The 17,027-nt window shown below is 66.6% G+C and carries 15 protein-coding genes; 12 read left to right on the top strand and 3 right to left on the bottom strand.

All coding sequences use genetic code 11. The features are described 5' to 3' along the window. Positions 1-3: 3 nt before the first annotated feature. On the top strand, positions 4-579 hold the full coding sequence (locus F793_RS0107465; RefSeq protein WP_018882180.1) for a L,D-transpeptidase: 576 nt from the start codon (positions 4-6) through the stop codon (positions 577-579). A gap of 340 nt (positions 580-919) precedes the next feature. Continuing rightward, positions 920-1,399 carry a Fe-S cluster assembly transcriptional regulator IscR gene (gene iscR, locus F793_RS0107460; protein ID WP_018145846.1) on the top strand — a complete coding sequence of 160 codons (480 nt, stop codon included), beginning with the start codon at positions 920-922 and terminating at the stop codon, positions 1,397-1,399. A gap of 117 nt (positions 1,400-1,516) precedes the next feature. On the opposite strand, the gene F793_RS0107455 is transcribed toward iscR, so the two are convergent. The 3 genes from F793_RS0107455 to F793_RS0107445 are packed head-to-tail and all read right to left on the bottom strand — an operon-like array spanning position 1,517 to position 5,510. Continuing rightward, positions 1,517-3,571 carry a DUF3488 and transglutaminase-like domain-containing protein gene (locus F793_RS0107455; RefSeq protein WP_018882179.1) on the bottom strand — a complete coding sequence of 685 codons (2,055 nt, stop codon included), beginning with the start codon at positions 3,569-3,571 and terminating at the stop codon, positions 1,517-1,519. Beyond that, positions 3,568-4,590 carry a DUF58 domain-containing protein gene (locus tag F793_RS0107450; RefSeq protein ID WP_038037046.1) on the bottom strand — a complete coding sequence of 341 codons (1,023 nt, stop codon included), beginning with the start codon at positions 4,588-4,590 and terminating at the stop codon, positions 3,568-3,570. Before F793_RS0107450 ends, F793_RS0107455 begins: the two co-directional genes overlap by 4 nt. Next, positions 4,572-5,510, bottom strand: a complete 939-nt coding sequence (locus F793_RS0107445; protein WP_018882177.1) for a MoxR family ATPase — start codon at positions 5,508-5,510, stop codon at positions 4,572-4,574. Before F793_RS0107445 ends, F793_RS0107450 begins: the two co-directional genes overlap by 19 nt. 113 nt (positions 5,511-5,623) lie before the next feature. On the opposite strand from F793_RS0107445, the gene F793_RS0107440 reads away from it, so the two are divergent. From F793_RS0107440 to F793_RS0107395, 10 genes are all read left to right on the top strand, one after another. Next, complete coding sequence (locus F793_RS0107440) at positions 5,624-6,775, top strand: MlaE family lipid ABC transporter permease subunit (protein WP_018882176.1); 1,152 nt, start codon at positions 5,624-5,626, stop codon at positions 6,773-6,775. Between the two features lie 18 nt (positions 6,776-6,793). Beyond that, positions 6,794-7,582: an ABC transporter ATP-binding protein gene (locus F793_RS0107435; RefSeq protein ID WP_018882175.1), complete on the top strand. Its 789-nt coding sequence runs from the start codon at positions 6,794-6,796 to the stop codon at positions 7,580-7,582. Next, positions 7,579-8,592: an MlaD family protein gene (locus F793_RS0107430; protein WP_018882174.1), complete on the top strand. Its 1,014-nt coding sequence runs from the start codon at positions 7,579-7,581 to the stop codon at positions 8,590-8,592. The genes F793_RS0107435 and F793_RS0107430 overlap by 4 nt, the downstream gene beginning before the upstream one ends. A 4-nt stretch (positions 8,593-8,596) precedes the next feature. After that, a complete protein-coding gene (locus tag F793_RS0107425; protein ID WP_018882173.1) occupies positions 8,597-9,268 on the top strand; it encodes a membrane integrity-associated transporter subunit PqiC in 672 nt (223 codons plus the stop codon). After that, positions 9,265-9,774 (top strand): glutathione peroxidase, encoded by a 510-nt coding sequence (locus F793_RS0107420; protein WP_018882172.1) that lies wholly within the window; start codon positions 9,265-9,267, stop codon positions 9,772-9,774. Before F793_RS0107425 ends, F793_RS0107420 begins: the two co-directional genes overlap by 4 nt. Then, complete coding sequence (tadA, locus tag F793_RS0107415; RefSeq protein ID WP_018867041.1) at positions 9,764-10,279, top strand: tRNA adenosine(34) deaminase TadA; 516 nt, start codon at positions 9,764-9,766, stop codon at positions 10,277-10,279. Before F793_RS0107420 ends, tadA begins: the two co-directional genes overlap by 11 nt. Positions 10,280-10,569: 290 nt before the next feature. Next, positions 10,570-12,663: a type I secretion system permease/ATPase gene (locus F793_RS0107410; RefSeq protein ID WP_231366528.1), complete on the top strand. Its 2,094-nt coding sequence runs from the start codon at positions 10,570-10,572 to the stop codon at positions 12,661-12,663. Further along, complete coding sequence (locus F793_RS0107405) at positions 12,660-14,078, top strand: HlyD family type I secretion periplasmic adaptor subunit (RefSeq protein WP_026279257.1); 1,419 nt, start codon at positions 12,660-12,662, stop codon at positions 14,076-14,078. The genes F793_RS0107410 and F793_RS0107405 overlap by 4 nt, the downstream gene beginning before the upstream one ends. Before the next feature lie 5 nt (positions 14,079-14,083). Beyond that, a complete protein-coding gene (locus F793_RS0107400; RefSeq protein ID WP_018867037.1) occupies positions 14,084-14,698 on the top strand; it encodes a response regulator transcription factor in 615 nt (204 codons plus the stop codon). Between the two features lie 316 nt (positions 14,699-15,014). Next, positions 15,015-17,027: retention module-containing protein (locus F793_RS0107395; protein ID WP_026333047.1), on the top strand; the 2,013-nt coding region annotated here is incomplete at its 3' end.

The raw sequence follows: 17,027 nt of genomic DNA, 5'->3' as shown, positions 1-17,027 counted from the left end.
CTTGTGCCGAGTCTCCGCTGGATCGAACCCGTGGTACGGGATGCCCGGGAACGGGCCCCGGATGCCGGCAATGTGCCTGTCGTGGTGGTGCGGGTGGACCAGCAACGCCTTTACGTCTGGGAGGACGACCGGGTCACCGACATCTTCGACGTGTCCACGTCCGCGCGCGGGGTCGGTTTCGAGGAGGGAACCTACACCACACCGCTGGGGCTGCATCGGATCGCCGAGCGCTTCGGCGAGGGCGCACCGCGCGGGACGATCTTCCGGGCCCGGGGCAACACCGGCCAGATCGCCGATATCCTGACCGAGCCGGGTGCCCGCAGCCCGCGCGACAACATCACTTCGCGCATCCTGTGGCTGGAGGGCCTGGAGCCGGGGATCAACCGGGGCGGCAACGTCGATTCGCTGCGCCGATACATCTACATCCATGGCACCGACGAGGAGGGGCGCATTGGCGAGCCGGCCTCGGAAGGCTGTGTGCGCATGCGCAACGACGAAGTGATCGAATTGTTCCCTCGTCTGCCCACGGGGACGCTGGTCATGATCCTGGACGGCCCCGAGGTTCCTCGCCTCGGGTAGAACCTTAGCGGCGCGCCGGTGCGTCCCCGTGCAGGTCTGTCCTGTAATGGCCTGCGGCACCCCTCTGCGCAACCCCGCCGCGTCGGGTTAACCCGTGTATGTTCGTCTCCGGCATCCTCCCCGGGAACTCCCGCGCCCCGGGGGGTTCTGAATACCTACGTTAGCATTCCGTGATCTTTGTTCATTCGCCTGCTAGAATAAGGGAATTATTCCCGACTGTTGCTGTCAGGTAAGACGGGAATTATTCTTGACGAACATGGTCAGGAATTAAGAACGGATGCACGCCTGCGAACGGATGTCGAGCAGGACACATACTCAAGGTTATTCGGAGGCAGAAATCATGAAACTCTCAACCAAGGGCCGCTACGCGGTGACGGCCATGATGGATCTGGCGATTCACGACCGGATCGGGCCCGTGACGCTTGCCGACATCTCGCAGTGCCAGGGCATTTCGCTGTCCTATCTGGAACAGCTGTTCGCCAAGCTGCGCAAGGCCGACCTGGTGGAAGGTGTGCGTGGCCCGGGCGGTGGGTATCGCCTGGCCAAGCGTGCCGACCAGATCAGCATCGCGAATATCATTACCGCGGTGGACGAATCAGTGGATGTCACCCGCTGCAAGGGTCACAAGGACTGCCAGGACGGCGACCGCTGCCTGACCCACGAGCTGTGGGATGATCTGAGCCAGCAACTGTACGATTTCCTGGACGGGATTACCCTGGCGCAGTTCGCCAATCGTCCGGAGGTGCAGAAGGTGGCACGTCGCCAGGACGAGCGCCGCGGTGCCCGGCACCACTTCATCTTCCGCAACGACGCGGCATAACGCGCCACGCGGAGCGACCCGGTGAAACGGGTCGCGAACGGCCAACGGGGCTGACCGGTCCATCTGCACCGGTCGGCCCCGTTTTTTTGGCGCCCCCCTTGGGAGTGAGCGCGACGGTTATGCGTGCTCCCGGGCTGGCGGCGCGGCGGGCTTTCCGCGTGGAACCTGTCGCAGCAGGTCACGCAGGTGACCAAGTTGGTCCTTGCGCTGCTCCGGGGTCAGCGGCGCGAAGCGCTGGCGGTTGTAGACGCGGGCGAAGGTTGTCAGTGGTTGCGCGAGGTCCGGGCGCGCCCGGCCGACGCGCCGGGTCCACGCATCCACCGGCTCGTGAGCCTGGCGCGCCAGGCTGCGGTCATGCCGTGCGATACGCTCGGATAGCCTTTGCAGCAGGCGATCGGCCGGGGAGCGCCGCTGGCGCGGACGGCGCAGCCAGACCCAGATGATGGCGATCAGCGCCAGGCTGCCAAAGCTGACGCCCAGTGCCATCAGGACCGAGCGCCAGTCCCGTGGATCCAGCCCGAGGCGGGCGAAGAGCTCGCGCTGGCGCTCGGGGTCGAACGCCAGCACCCAGCTCTCCCAGCGAAAGCGCACGAAATCGCCCCAGTCCTCGAGACCGAAGCGCGCCCGCTGCAGCCACGACAGTCCCTCTCCGCGCAGGAGAAAGCCCGGTATGTCCTCCCCGGTGTCGCGGGCGAGGCCGGTCAGCCCCTGCTCGATCCGCTCGGGCGCGATGGCGGCGGTGGGGTCCACGCGTACCCAGCCTTCGCCATCCAGCCACACCTCGTTCCAGGCATGCGCGTCGGCATTGCGCAGGCGCAGGTATTCCCCGCGCGTTTGCCAGGCACCCCCCTGATACCCCGTGACGACGCGGGTGGGGATGCCGGCCGCCCGCATCAGCACGGCGAATGCGGAGGCGTAGTGCTCGCAGTAGCCGGCCTGGGTCTCGAACAGGAACTGGTCGGTGGTGTCGTCCTGCAGGCGCGGGGGCTGGAGGGTGTAGCGATAGGGTTCGCCGGCGAAACGGCGTAGCGCCTCCTGGATGATCGCGCGGTCGTGGTCGCCGTGGGTCGCGCGCCACAATGCGACCTCGGCACGCGAGCGGGGCGCGGCGGAGGGGGGCAGGTGCAGGGCGCGGGCGCGTTCCTGTGGGTCCAGTGATGGCTCGCCGGCGCCGGGCGGGGTGACAAGATCCGCCCCGGCGCTGTACTGGATGCGGCTGGTGATGCGGCGATCGCGCAGGACCTGGTGGTTCGCGCGCAGTTCGGCGTCCTCCGGCAGGGCGACGGGGTAGTCCAGCACGGGTAGATAGCGGGCGCGGGTCGGCTCGAGGGTGGCGGTGTAGCGGGTAACACGCTCGTCATCACCCGGTGCGGGGGCCTCGATCACGGACCGGTTTTCGTCGGCGGACCAGCGCCGACCGTCGAAATCGGTCATCACCAGGGCGCGCCAGTACTGCGCGCGCGGAGGGGGCACCGCGTCGGCGAATTCGACCCGCAGGGCGGTGGAGTCGTCCTGCAGCAGACTGGCGATGTCACCGGGATTGAGCTCGCCGGACAACCCGGTGCGGGCGCTCTCCTCGCGCTGCGGGTCTCCCCACAGCGGACCTTCCACGCGCGGGAAGACGAAGAACAGGATCAGCATGAAGGGCAGGGCATGCAGCAGCATGGTCCCGGCCTGTCGCGCTAGTTGCCGGCGCGGGAGCGGACGCCCGGCGTGGACCTGGATCAGCGCGGCGGTGAGCAGGGCGGTCGCCAGGAGCGAGTAGCCGGCGATCAGGATGGACTGATCGAAGAAATAGGTGGTGACGACCACAAAATAGCCGAGGAACAGGGCGATCACGATGTCGCGTCGGTTGCGGGTCTCCAGCAGCTTGAAGGCGATCATGACGAGCAGCAGGGCGGTGCCGGCCTCCTGGCCGAACACGGTGCCGAACTGGGCAAAGGTCAGTCCGCCGGCGATCACGGCCAGCACGCTCATGACGGCCAGCGAGGGGGCAGCGCGTCCGGTGGCCAGCAGCCACGCCCGGGTGGCGATCGCGAGCACCACCAGCGCGGTGATCCACAGGGGCTGATGCCAGACGTGCGGCAGGGCGGCCACCGGCAACGCGACCAGGGCCAGGTCCAGGCCGCGCAGCTCGGCCCGCGGGTCCGCCGGGGTGGGCGCGGGTGTCATGAGCGGGGCTCCGGGTCGAGTTCGATGGGCTCGGTCCGAAACCCGGCAAGCGCCCGGAGGCAGGAATCCCGGTGGCTGACACCCTGGCCCGGTTCCAGGGTCTGGTCGGGCAGGCGCAGGCCGAAGAAACGACCCTCGGCATGGGCCGCCAGCACCTGATGGCACAGCATGGACAGGCGTGTCTCGGTATCCGGGGCGGGCATCGCGTCCCACTCCAGCCACAGGCGATCGCCCTGACCACTGGCGGCCTCGCGCACGTGGAGTTTTCCGCTGCGGGCAAAGGCCTTCCAGATAATGCGTCCGGGCGGGTCCCCGGGTCGGTAGGGGCGAATCTGGTCCGGGGCATCCCCCGCGTGGCCGGTGGAGGCGGGCGCCTCGTCTTCTCCGGTCCCGCCGAGTGTGGCGCCCGGGTCGATGGGGGCCGGATAGACCACGATCTCCGGGGTCAGCGTCAGCCAGGTCCAGGCCTCGAGGATGCCCAGCGGGTAGCGGGTGTCGAGCCGCTGGCGCGGCAGACGGTAGAGCCCTCGCGGCTGACCGGACAGTTCCAGGCGTGCGGTTTCGGCGCCCCGGCCCGGTACCGGAAACGGGCCCGTCGCCCGGTTGCCGACACGCAGCACCAGAGCCTCGCGGGCGCGCCCGTCTGTCTCGCTCAGGCGCAGCGGGATACCGAGTGGCTGGCCGGCGAAGACCGGCGGCACGGGCAGGGTGGCCACCTGCAGGCCGAGCAGGTTGCGGTGGGTGTACCACATGGCGTTGTGGCCGATGCCGACCAGCAGGAAGGTCAGCAGGAACGCCATGTTGTTGGAGTAGTTGATCGAACCCAGGAGCATCACCAGGAGGATCCCGAGCAGGGTGTAGCCGGCCCGCGTGGGCAGGATGTAGATGCGGTCACGGCCCAGGCGGGCCGCCTGGCCGTCGTGCGCGTGGCGGCGGGTGATCCAGCGGATCGCGTCGTCCCGCAGTCGCGCCATGCGGCCTCGCGCGCGGGGGGAACGGGTCATGGAGTCGGGACGCATTCCATCAGGCGTGCGACCGTGCGTTGGGGGCTCTCCGGCTCGCGTGACCGCAGGCGGTGGCCGGCGACCGAGGGCAGTACACGGGCGACGTCGTCGGGCGTGGTGTAGTTGCGGCCGTCGAGAAAGGCATGGGCCCGGGCCGCGCGCAGGAGGCCCAGCCCGGCGCGGGGCGACAGCCCGTGGGCGAAGCGCGCCCGGTCGCGGCTCGCACTCAACAGGCCCTGCAGGTAATCGAGGACCGCGGCATCCGCGTGGATGCCGGCCACCTGGTCCTGCCATTCGCGCAGCTGGTGCGGGGCCGCCAGGCTCGGGGGTGTCGGGTGGGTCTCCGCGACCGGCGCGGCCGTTGGGGCCGGGCCGCTGCGCTCGAGCAGGGCGCGTTCGGCTCTGGCATCCGGGTATCCCAGCTGGATGCGCATCAGGAAGCGGTCGAGCTGGGACTCCGGCAGCGGGTGTGTGCCGACCTGCTCCTCCGGATTCTGGGTGGCGATCACGAAGAACGGTACCGGCAAGGCGCGGGTCGCGCCCTCGACACTGGCCTGGCGCTCCTCCATGGCCTCCAGCAATGCGCTTTGCGTCTTGGGGGGCGCACGGTTGATCTCGTCCGCCAGGAGCACCTGGGTGAAGACGGGGCCGGGATGGAAGCGAAACTCGCCGCTCCCCTGCTCGAAGATGGAGACGCCCAGTACGTCGCCGGGCAGCAGGTCGCTGGTGAACTGTACCCGCTGGTAGTCGAGGGCCATCGCCCGGGCAAGGGCGTGGGCCAGAGTGGTCTTGCCGACACCGGGCTGATCCTCGATCAGCAGGTGCCCGTTGGCCAGCAGACAGGCCAGGGCCAGTCGCACCGGCTCGGGTTTGCCGAGGAGCACTTCGTTGAGTGCGTGTTCAATCTGTTGCAGGGCTTCCTGAGCCGATGGCATGCGAGCCTCGTGATTGGTGATGGCGGACAGGCCTTGGAATGTTCCGGGTGGGCGAATGGTTCCCGGGGCCGTGTTGCGGCTACCATGGCCGCACGTTCTACGCGAGTTGCGCGATGGATTCCACGGCCGCCGGTGGGCGACAGTCGTTTGAATATGATGCCACAGCCGACCCGGCGCCCCGCCTGCGCCTGACCGGGCGGCTGGATGTGCATGCGGTGGAACGTCACTGGGGCACACTGCGGCGGCGTGTGCGCGATCTGGCGCAGCAGGCGGGGGCGCAGGATGTGGTCGTCGACATGGAGGGCGTCGAGTACTGCGATGGCGCGGGGGCCGCACTGCTGCATGCGCTGGAGCAGGACCTCGGGAGGGCAGGGGTCGAGGTCCGGTTCGAAGGGATGGGGTCGATGGTCCGGGACCAGCTGGCGCCATACCGCGAGCTGGAGACGGTCGAGCCGGCGCGGGCCGCCCGGGGCCGTGGCTGGTGGCCGGGGTTGCTGGACGGGATCGACCGCGTGGGGCGCGCCGCCCACTCGCAGTTCACCTTCGTGGGCGAGCTGGCCCGGGCCATCGGCAGCTCTCTGCGGCGCCCGCGCCAGGTGCGCTGGGGCGACACCCTGCGCGTGGCGGAGGCCGCGGGCTTTCAGGCATTGCCCATTGTCTCGCTGATTGCATTCCTGCTGGGGGTGATCCTGGCGTTTCAGTCGGCGATCGCCATGCGCCAGTTCGGCGGCGAGATCTTTGTGGCGAACCTGGTGGCGGTTTCGCTGTTCCGCGAACTGGGGCCGTTGATGATGGCCATCCTGCTCGCCGGCCGTTCCGGGGCGGCATTCGCGGCCGAGATCGGGACCATGAAGGTGAACGAGGAGGTCAATGCCCTGAAGACGATGGGGCTGGATCCGGTGCACTTTCTCGTCTTGCCGAAGGTGCTGGCCGGTTTGCTGGTGGCGCCACTGCTGGCGCTGTACGCCAACATGATCGGGCTGATTGGTGGCGCGGTGGTGATGCAGGGCTTCGGCATCCCCTGGGTGGCGTACTTCAACCAGGTGACATCCGCATTGAGCCCGTCGGATCTGTTTTCCGGGCTGGTCAAGGCCGTGGTATTCGGCCTGGTGGTGGCCGGCGTGGGGTGCCTGCGCGGGCTGCAGACCGGGAGCGGGGCGGCCTCGGTGGGGCTGTCCACCACCAGCGCGGTGGTGACGTCGATCATCCTGATCGTGGTGCTGGACGGCGTGTTTGCCGTGCTGTTCTACCATCTCGGGGTCTGACGCATGAACCAGACGCACATGAACATGGCGGATCCTGACGAGCGCGACGTGGTGATCCGCGTCCGTGGTCTGACCATGGGCTTCGACGACCTGGTGCTGATGCGTGATCTCAATTTCGACGTGCGTCGGGGCGAGATCTTCGTGATCCTGGGCGGCTCCGGCAGTGGCAAGAGCACGCTGCTCAAGCACATGATTGGGCTCTACCAGCCGCTGGCCGGGCATATCTGGGTGGCCGGCGCGGATATCGCCGAGGCCGACGAGGCGCAGCGGGAGGCGATCCTGCGGCGCGTGGGGGTGATGTACCAGATGGGCGCGCTGTTCGGCTCGATGACCTTGCTGGAGAATGTGCGCCTGCCGCTGGAGGTCCATACCGATCTGCCGCGCGAGGCGATGGACGCGATCGCGCGGGCGCGTCTGCAACTGGTGGGGCTGGGCGCGTTTGCCGATTTCATGCCCTCCGAGATCAGCGGGGGGATGCAGAAGCGCGCAGCGATTGCGCGGGCCATGGTGCTGGACCCGGAGGTCCTGTTCCTGGACGAGCCCTCGGCCGGGCTCGATCCGATTACCTCGGCCGATCTGGACCGGCTAATCCAGCGTCTGGCCCGCACCCTGGACATGACGATCGTGATCGTCAGTCACGAACTGGCCAGTATTTTTGCGATCGCGGATCGGGTGATTATGCTCGACAAGGAGAGTCAGGGGATTGCGGCCGAGGGCGACCCGGCCACGCTGCGCGATACATCGAACCACCCGTGGGTACAGCGTTTCCTGCGGCGGACGGATTCCGACGAGGAGAGGCCCGCATGAGTGCCCGACATCATTTCCGGCTGGGGCTGTTCATCCTCGGGGGGCTGGCCGCGCTGGTCGCGGCGCTCCTGATCCTGACGGCGGGCAATCTCCTGCGCCCGTCGATCCAGATCGAGACGTACATGGACGCGTCGATCCAGGGCCTGGAGGTGGGGGCGCCCGTGAAGTTCCGCGGGGTGACCATTGGCGAGGTGACCGACATGACGTTTACCTCGGTGGTGTACGAGGCGGATATCCCGCCGCGCGATCGCAAACGCTACGTGATGGTGCGGGCGCGGCTGTACCCGGATCGTTTTGCGGCCAGTGCGCAGGAGGGCGAGTTCCGCGTGGAGGTCTTCGAAAACCTGATCGATGCCGGGCTTCGGGTCCGCATGGCCGCTCAGGGAATCACTGGTATGAACTATCTCGAGGCGGACTTCTCGGACCCCGAGGCCCATCCGCCACTGGCACATGACTGGGACCCGGAGGGTATCTACATCCCGTCCGCACCAAGTACCGCCATGCAGTTTCTGGAGTATGCCGAGAACCTCCTCAAGCGTATCGACGAGCTGGACATCGAGGGTGTGGTGGACAACCTGACGAGCCTGCTGGTCACGGTGGAGACCACGATCCGGGACCTGGATACGGCCCGCCTGGCGGACCAGGCGGATCAAATGATCGAGGAGCTCCAGGCGACGACCCGCACGGCCACCCGGGTGATGGAGTCGGTCGAGCGCCTGATCGAGCACCCGGATACCCAGGCATTGCCCAGCGAGACGCGGGCCGCGCTGCGGGAACTGCGCGAGACGGCCGAAGCGGCGGATGTCGGACGGCTGGTCGACCGGATGGATTCGATGGTCGAACGCCTCGATCGGGGCATGGATGTAAGCGAGGCCAAGCTGCTGGAAACCCTGGACGAATTGCAGGCCGCGATTGCCGGACTGCGCAGCCTGTCCGATGACGTACGCCGCAACCCGGGGGGCGCGCTGTTCGGTGCCCCGCCGCCCCGCAGCACCATGGACAAGGAGTAGATGGATGACCCGATGGAGCGTTGCCGCACTGCTGCTGATCGCCTGGACACTGGGCGGCTGCACGCTGATCCCCGAACGCGAGGCCGTTGACCGCTCGTGGTTCCTGCTGGAGTTGCCTGCCGAGCCGGCGCCGCGCATGGCCGGAGACGCCGAGCCCCTGGCGGTCGAACTGGGATCGGTGCGCGTGGCGCCGGCCTATTCGGGCAAGGGACTGGTCTACCGCCTGGGGGAACATCGCTACGAGTCGGACTACTACAACGAGTGGTTCCTGCGGCCGGCCGAGCAGTTCGAGCAGCTGCTGCGGGAACGGTGGACCCGCAACGATACCGCCATCGAACTGGTGGATAACGCGGCGGACGCCTGGGCCGAGGGGCGACCGGCGGTGCAGTTGCACGTCCTCGTCACGGCGTTGTACGGCGATCTGGATGCCGCCAATCTGGAGGCACTGAGCGCTGTGGACACCGGTGAAGCCGTACAGGGCACGGGCCGAGTCGGACTGCGGGCCCAGCTGCGCACGGACTCGCATGCGCGCCTGGTGCACCTGGAGGCGGCCCACACACTCGACCGGCGGTCGGCCTCACGCCTGGTGGCCGCACTGTCGCAAGCCGCCGCCGACGTGCTGGCGGAACTGGAAGACGAAGCGCTGCGCGAGACCGGGCACGGGATGGACGAATGACCGATGTGTTCGATTTTTCCGCCCCGCTGCTCGACGGCGACGAGCAGCCGCTGGCCGCCTGGCGGGGGGATGTCCTGCTGATCGTGAACGTGGCCAGCGAGTGCGGTTTCACGCCGCAGTACGAGGGTCTGCAGGCCCTGGCCGAACGCAATGCCGAACGGGGCTTCCGCGTGCTGGGCTTCCCGTGCAACCAGTTCGGGGGGCAGGAACCGGGGGACGCCGGGCAGATCCGCGCCTGCGGCACGCGATTCGGGGTGTCGTTCCCGGTGTTCGCCAAGGTCGAGGTGAACGGTGCCGGGGCCCATCCGCTGTTTCGACACCTCAAGGAACAGGCGCCGGGGGCCCTGGGCACACAGGGTATAAAGTGGAACTTTACCAAGTTTCTGGTCGGGCGCGACGGCCGGGTGATCCGGCGGTTCGCGCCGCAGAAGAAGCCGTCGGAGCTGGTCCAGGCGATCGAGGTGGCGCTGGACGAGCCGCCCCCGGGCCCTCCCAGTGGCGCGTAGCGTGGCGCCGGGCGAGACCGGTCCGGCGCCCGACGCCCCGGGCGCGGCGGACTACTGGATGGAGCGCGCCCTGTCCCTGGCGGATCGGGCGGCCGCAGCCGGCGAGGTCCCGGTCGGCGCAGTCCTGGTGGACGCCGATGGCACCTGCCTGGCCGCCTGCCACAACGCACCGATCGCGCTCCACGACCCGACGGCGCATGCCGAGATCCGGGCGCTGCGCGAAGCCGGCGAGCGCTTGCAGAACTATCGGCTGCCGGGCACCACCCTCTACGTGACCCTGGAGCCATGCAGCATGTGTGCCGGCGCCATGATCCATGGCCGGGTAGCCCGCCTGGTATATGGCGCGACCGACCCGCGAACCGGCGCCGCAGGGAGCGCGCTGGATCTGATCCACCATCCCTCTCACAACCACCAAATTGAGGTGGTATGCGGTGTTCGGGCCGAAAAGGCCGGTGACCAACTGCGTCGATTCTTTCGTGCTCGAAGGCGCGTTAATCCGTCGTGAAGCGAAGGATGGCGTCTGCCTTGTGCTGCGAGTGAGGGCGGGGCAAAGTTGTGACGTAATTAACGTTGTAAAGGCCGCATCGGTTGCTCGGGCGCGCATCTCCCCCTACCGAAGCTGCCTTCCGAGGGATACCTATCAACCGCCAAGACATCGACGAACGGGATGACTCCGCGGGGCCTGATTCCGATGAACGAGCGTCGGACTCAGGCCCCGCAGTCGAAGAGTCGGCGGCTACCGCGCCACTTCCGGTTTTAGATTCCCGCGATCGTCCCGATCCCCTTCTGGGCGGTCTGATACTCATCGCGCGAACCCATGGCCTGAACCTGACGGCGGATTCGGCCCGTGCGGGCCTCCCATTGGAGGACGGACGGCTTAGCCCGTCCCTCGTGGATCGCGCGGCGCGTCGCGCAGGCATGACCACGCGAACGGTGACGCGCGAGGCGCGGGCACTGAAAGACGAACTCCTCCCGGCTTTGTTGCTGCTGGATAACCACGAAGCGTGGGTCCTCGTGGGCTGGAACGAGGACAAGAGTGTGGCTCACGTGGTTGACCCGGAGGTGAGTGACGCAGTCATCGAAGTTCCGCTCGATCGCCTGAAGTCGCGCTACTTGGGCCGAGCGATTTATGTCCGTCCCGAGTTTCGGATGGATGCGCGGGCGCCGCGCGTTTCGAAAGAAGACAAGGGCCACTGGTTCTGGCGCGTGATTCGCGAGAACCGACCGCTCTACCGCGACGTGCTCGTGGCGGCGGTCATGATCAACCTTTTTGCCCTGGCGATGCCGCTGTTCGTGCTGAACGTGTACGATCGCGTCGTCCCCAACCACGCGACGGAAACACTCTTCATGTTCGCGGCGGGCGTGGTGATCGTGCTGATCGCCGATCTGGTCTTGCGCACCATGCGCAGTCATTTTGTCGACAAGGCCGCGATGCGGGCGGACGTAAAGCTGTCCTCGCACATCATGGAGCGGGTGCTGGGCCTGCGCATGGAGAACCGCCCGGCCTCGGTGGGCTCGTTCGCGTCCAATATCGGCGCGTTCGAGTCGGTGCGCAGCTTCATCTCCTCGGCGACGATCATCGCCTTTGTCGATCTGCCTTTTTCACTGTTGTTCATTGCGATCATCGCGTTGATTGCCTGGCCGCTAGCGGTACCGGTGTTGATTGGTGCGCTGGTGCTGTTGCTGTACGCGACGGCGATCCACCGCAAGCTGCATGCGCTGGCGGAGGAGAGCTATCGCGTCGCTGCGCAGCGCAACTCCACGCTGGTGGAAAGCCTTGCCGGTGCGGAAACCCTGAAGGCGCTGAGCGCCGAGGGGCGAGTCCAGGCGACCTGGGAGCGTTCGACGGCCCACCTGGCGCGTACCAGCGCGCAGAATCGCCTGCTCACGGCGAGCGTCACGCACACCGCGCTGTGGGCGCAGCACACGGTCGGGGTGGCCATTATCGTCCTCGGGGTGTTCCTGCTGATGGAAGGGGATCTGTCGATGGGCGGCCTGATTGCCGCCTACCTGATTTCCTCCCGGGCCATGGCGCCGATCAGCCAGACCGCGGGGCTGCTGATGCAATATCACCAGGCTTCCACCGCGCTGGGCTCCCTTAACGAGATCATGACGCTGCCGGTGGAGCGGCCTCCGGAAACCACGTTCCTCAGTCGCGATCGCTTCGAGGGGGCGATCGAGTTCCGCAATGTGGACTTTGCCTACCCCGAGCAGCCCAACCCGGCCTTGCGCAACGTCTCGCTGCGCATCCAGCCGGGGGAGCATGTGGCGATCCTGGGGCGGGTGGGCTCCGGCAAGAGCACACTGGCCAAGCTGATCATGGGCCTGTACCAGCCGACTGGCGGCGCGGTAATGGTCGACGGCATCGACGTGCGTCAGCTCGACCCGGCAGAGCTGCGTCGTTCCATCGGGTATGTGGGGCAGGAGGTGACGCTCTTCTACGGCAGCCTCCGGGAGAACCTGGTCGCCAGTGATCCGCTGGCGTCGGACGAGGCGATCCGCAAGGCGATCGCGATTTCCGGTATCGAGGATCTGATCAACACCCATCCGCAGGGCATCGACATGCAGGTGGGGGAACGCGGCGGGCGCCTGTCGGGAGGTCAGAAACAGAGTGTCGGGGTGGCGCGTGCGGTGCTGCACGAGCCGAACATGCTTCTGCTGGACGAACCCACCAGCTCCATGGACAACTCGACCGAGCAGGCGATGAAGCGTCGCCTGGCCGAATTCATGGAGGGGCGCACGGCGGTGATCGTGACCCATCGCACCTCGCTGCTCGAACTGGTGGATCGCATCATCGTGCTGGATCAGGGCCGCGTGGTGGCGGATGGGCCGAAGGACCAGGTCGTCCAGGCCCTGCGGGAAGGCCGCGTTGGGAAGGCGCAGGCGTGAGCAAGCGAAAGGAAGGACAGGGGTTCGAAGACCTCGGGCGCGGGATGGATCGCGCCGGCAAGGTTGGCGCGCCCATGGTGGACCGGATCTTTCGGCCCTGGCTGGCCAAGGGGGGCTCGGACCACCGGAACTGGGCTTCGGATGCCGACTGGACCCAGATCCAGGAGAAACCCTTGCGGGCCCGTGCGCTGCTGTACGGCATTCTGGTGACCCTGGCCTTGCTAGTGTACTGGGCCTCGGTGGCGGAGATCGACGAGGTCGCGCGGGGCGATGGGCGCGTGATTCCCTCACAGAACCTCCAGGTGCTGCAATCGATGGATGGGGGTGTGGTCTCGGAGATTCTGGCGCGCGAGGGTGACGTCGTTGAGCGCGGCGATGTCCTGGTGCGGATCGACCCCACCCGCTTCCTTTCCGATCTGGGCGAAGCGCGCGCGAGCGAATTTTCGCTCCGCGCCCGGCAAGCCCGGCTGATCGCGTTACTTTCGGATACGCCTTTCCTCGTTACGCCGGACTTACAGCAGGGCCCACCCGCTATCGTCGAGCAGGAACAGCGACTGTATGAAGAAAGCCTGGCGGAGCTGAACTCGCGCATCCGGATTGCCGAGGAACAGATGCGCCAGCGCCAGGAGGAGTTGAACGAGGTACGGGCGCGCCGCACCCAGGCTGTGCGGGCACTGGAACTGGCCAGCCGGGAACTGGACGTTACCGAGCCGCTGGTTCAAAGCGGGGCGGTTTCGGAGGTGGAAGTGCTCCGCCTGCAGCGGGAGGTGTCCAATGCGCGTGGGGATCGCGACCAGGCCACGGCGCAGATCGCCCGCCTGAATGCCGCCATCGAGGAGGCGGAAGAGAAGATCCGCGAGGTGCGGCTCAATTTCCGCAACCAGTGGCGCGCCGAGCTGGCCGACACGCTGGGCCGCCTGCAGGAGCTGGCCGAGGGGACCGAAGGGCTCGAGGACCGTGTGCGCCTGTCCGAGGTGCGCTCCCCGATGACCGGGATTGTGCAGAGGATGTTCGTGACCACTCGGGGCGGTGTCATCTCCCCGGGACGCGAGGTAGCGGAGGTGGTCCCGTTGGAGGACGAACTCCTGATCGAGGCCCGAGTATCGCCACAGGATATCGCCTATCTACGGCCGGGCCTGCAGGCGCGGGTGAAGTTCACGGCGTATGACTTCGCGATCTATGGCGGGCTGGAGGCGACCGTCGAACACATCAGCCCGGACACGATCACGGACGACGATGGCAACACCTTCTACAAGGTCCGCGTGCGGACCGAAGAGACCGGCTTTGACGAGGAGCACCAGATCATGACCGGGATGGTGGCCCAGGTGGACATCATCACCGGGCGACGAACCATCCTGCAGTACCTGCTGAAGCCGATCCTCCGCGCGGGCGATCTGGCCTTTACGGAGCGCTGAGAGACATGCAGATCTTCCTGATCGATCAAGATTCGCGGCCGTCGCCGCGCTGGGAGGCGGCGTTTCCGGACGCCCAGGTGCTCCGGCCGCCGTTTCCCGCGGCGCTGCCCGAGGGCGCCGAGGCGTGCTGGGTGGGGACGGATCTGGCCGACTGGGACCAGCAGGTCAGGCAGCGCACGCGGGTGCACCGCGTGATCGTGCACTCCCGCCACCCGAACGACGAAGAAGGGATCCGTGCCTTCGACGCCGGCGCACACGGTTACTGCCACACCCTGGCGAACGTCGCCCAGCTACGAACGATTGCAACCACAGTCACCGGGGGCGGTCTGTGGGTGGGCCCCGATTTGATGACCCGCATGATCCGTACGGTGCGCAGCGTGCAGCCGCGTGATCCGGAAACGCCGCCCGAGGGCTTCGAGGAGCTGACCCCGCGCGAACGCCAGGTCGCCCTGGCCGTGACCACAGGCGCGCACAACAAGGAAATCGCACGCCAGCTCGGCATGACCGAGCGCACGGTCAAGATGCATCTTGGGTCGGTCTTCAAGAAGCTCGACGTAGACGATCGCGTTCAGCTCGTCCTGCACCTTACGCGTCTGCGCGAGTCCTGGCCCACGGCCTGATCCGGTCCAGGCGATGCTTCTGGTCGTCGTCCGGGGGTGATGGGGTTCGCGACCCACATGACCATCTTGCGGGCCGCGCCGCCTGACGGATGGCTCGCCTTCGGCTCTCGACTCGCTCGATTCGTGGATGCGGCCAATCATCTCGCCCGAAATCGAGACCCAGATCGTTACGAGTGCATCTGGTTTTCCCGGTCGAGTCCTACGGCCGTTCCTCCTGCCCACCTGTACTTCAGTACAGCTGTCGCGCCAGCGGCCGCTCCCCTAGGATCCTATCCAGCTAAAACTTTCAACTAGTACCGTATCCAAGGGGATCGTCATGTCCGAAGTCGTCGTAGCGACCGTTGAATCCATTGTCGGCACCGTCATTGCGCGGGACGAGGATGGCAACACCCGCGTCCTGCAGCCGGGCGACCCAATCTTCCATGGCGAAGAAGTGATCGCTGAAGACGGTGCCTTCATCGAAATGGCCTTCGAGGACGGGTCCACCATGACGCTGGCCGGCAACGAATCGGCCACCATTACCGCGGACCTTGCCGAATCCGCCGAACCCGAATCCCAGGACGCCGAGGTAGCCGACGCCACCGTTGAGGAGATCATTGCGGCTCTGGATCGGGGAGAAGACATCACGGATCTGATCGAGGCCCCGGCCGCCGGTCTGGACGGCGGTGTCGCCGGTGAGGGCGGTAGCTTCGTCCGTGTCACCCGCGGCTCCGAGGAAGTAGGCCAGGTCACCTACGCCTATGACTCGAATTCCCTGCGCGGCCCCGGTGAAGCTGGCGGTGAAGATGGAGGGACGCTCGCGGATACTGGGATCGGGACAACGACAGACGACACGGGGACAACCACCGACGAAGTGGTACCGGAACCCAGCCTCGTCATCAGCGTTACACCGCTCAGTGAGATGGTCTCGCGGGTCGTAGCGGATATTCGTCCCCAAAGTCCAGACGTCATGTCCGCTCGGGTCGAAGAGGCCGACGTGTCGCCCTCTGAACAACCCGGTACGGGTTTGGCGGTGTTCAGCCTTGATTCCACGTTGGATCTGGACGGATTGCCGGATACGGCCGCGGGCCCGATCGGATATGCAATTGTTGGGGGCGATTCGGACTATCTGGCGATTGGTACGGATTCCGAGGGCAATCCAGCCGTCGTGTTGACCGAGCAGGGCGCATGGGCCTTGCAGAATGGACAGGTACCCAATAACGAGTTTTCTGTCGAAGTTCAGGGCACCGTGGAAATCGAGGGAATCGGTCCGGTTTCGGCGACGGAAGTTTCAGCCGTTGCGGTGGAGGTCCCGCAGCCGACGTTTGATGTCGAACTTTGGCCGGGAGAAGTCTTTTATATGCCTCCGGCGGACCAGCTGCCTGAGGGTCAAGAGCCTGATCTGCAGCAACTCAGTGTCGGCGCGGATAACGTGGCCGGAGATTTTGGGTTCCCCGCGTCGGCAGTTGAAGCAGGCATGCCGGTATTCTGGATCAACCCTCAGGCTGACTTTGATGGCATCGACCCCTCGCTGGGCGATTTCTCGTACGAGATCGTTGGTGGCGACAGCGAATACCTTGAGCTTTCACAGAATGACTGGGGCCAGTGGTCGGTCGTACTGAGCGAGGAAGGTGCCAGAGCGATCCAGAACGGACAGGTTTCAGGAAACGATCTTGACGTGACCATCGAGGGCTCGCTGACGATCGGTGAAGGCCTCGTCAATACCTTCATGCTCGAAGCCAGCGCCGAAGGTGGTGTGGTGGTACCGACTCCACAGCCGGAGCTGAAGGTGGGTATGTCGGCGGTGGATACGCCGGAGGACTGGCCGCAGTCGGCGGCCGAGAACGATGTGGTGTTCGAGGTCACGACCGACCTGGACCTGGATGGCATCGACGGCGATCTGGCGGGCGAGATCGCTCTGTCGCTGAACGAGGACAGCGGCGGTTATCTGGCGCTTGAAGGTAGCAACGTGGTGCTGACAGCCGACGGTGCGGCGGCGATCCGTAATGGCCAGGTGGGCCTGGACGGGTTGATGGCGTCGGTCGAGGGCACGGTGACCATCGCCGAGGACGGTGTGAACCCGTTCGTCCTGACGGATGATGCGCAAGCGGGCATCGAGGTTCCGATGCCGGAGCCGAGTCTGGATGTGACGGTGACGGCGGCGCTGGAACTGGAGAGCAGTGACCAGGCCGCGGAAGGCCAGCTGGCGTTCACGCTGAGCAGCGAGACCGACTACGCCGGGATCGACCCGGATCTGGGCGGAGAGGTGAGCTATGAGATCACCGATGGCAACGACGAAGGCTACTTCGCGTTGAACGAGGCGGGCGACGCCATCGTCTTGACGGACGAT

Origin of the sequence: Thioalkalivibrio sp. ALE22 (assembly GCF_000381445.1) — a bacterium.
Taxonomy (GTDB): Bacteria; Pseudomonadota; Gammaproteobacteria; order Ectothiorhodospirales; family Ectothiorhodospiraceae; genus Thioalkalivibrio.
Note: the sequence above shows the minus strand (reverse complement) of the source record. Positions and strands in the feature narration are given on the sequence as shown.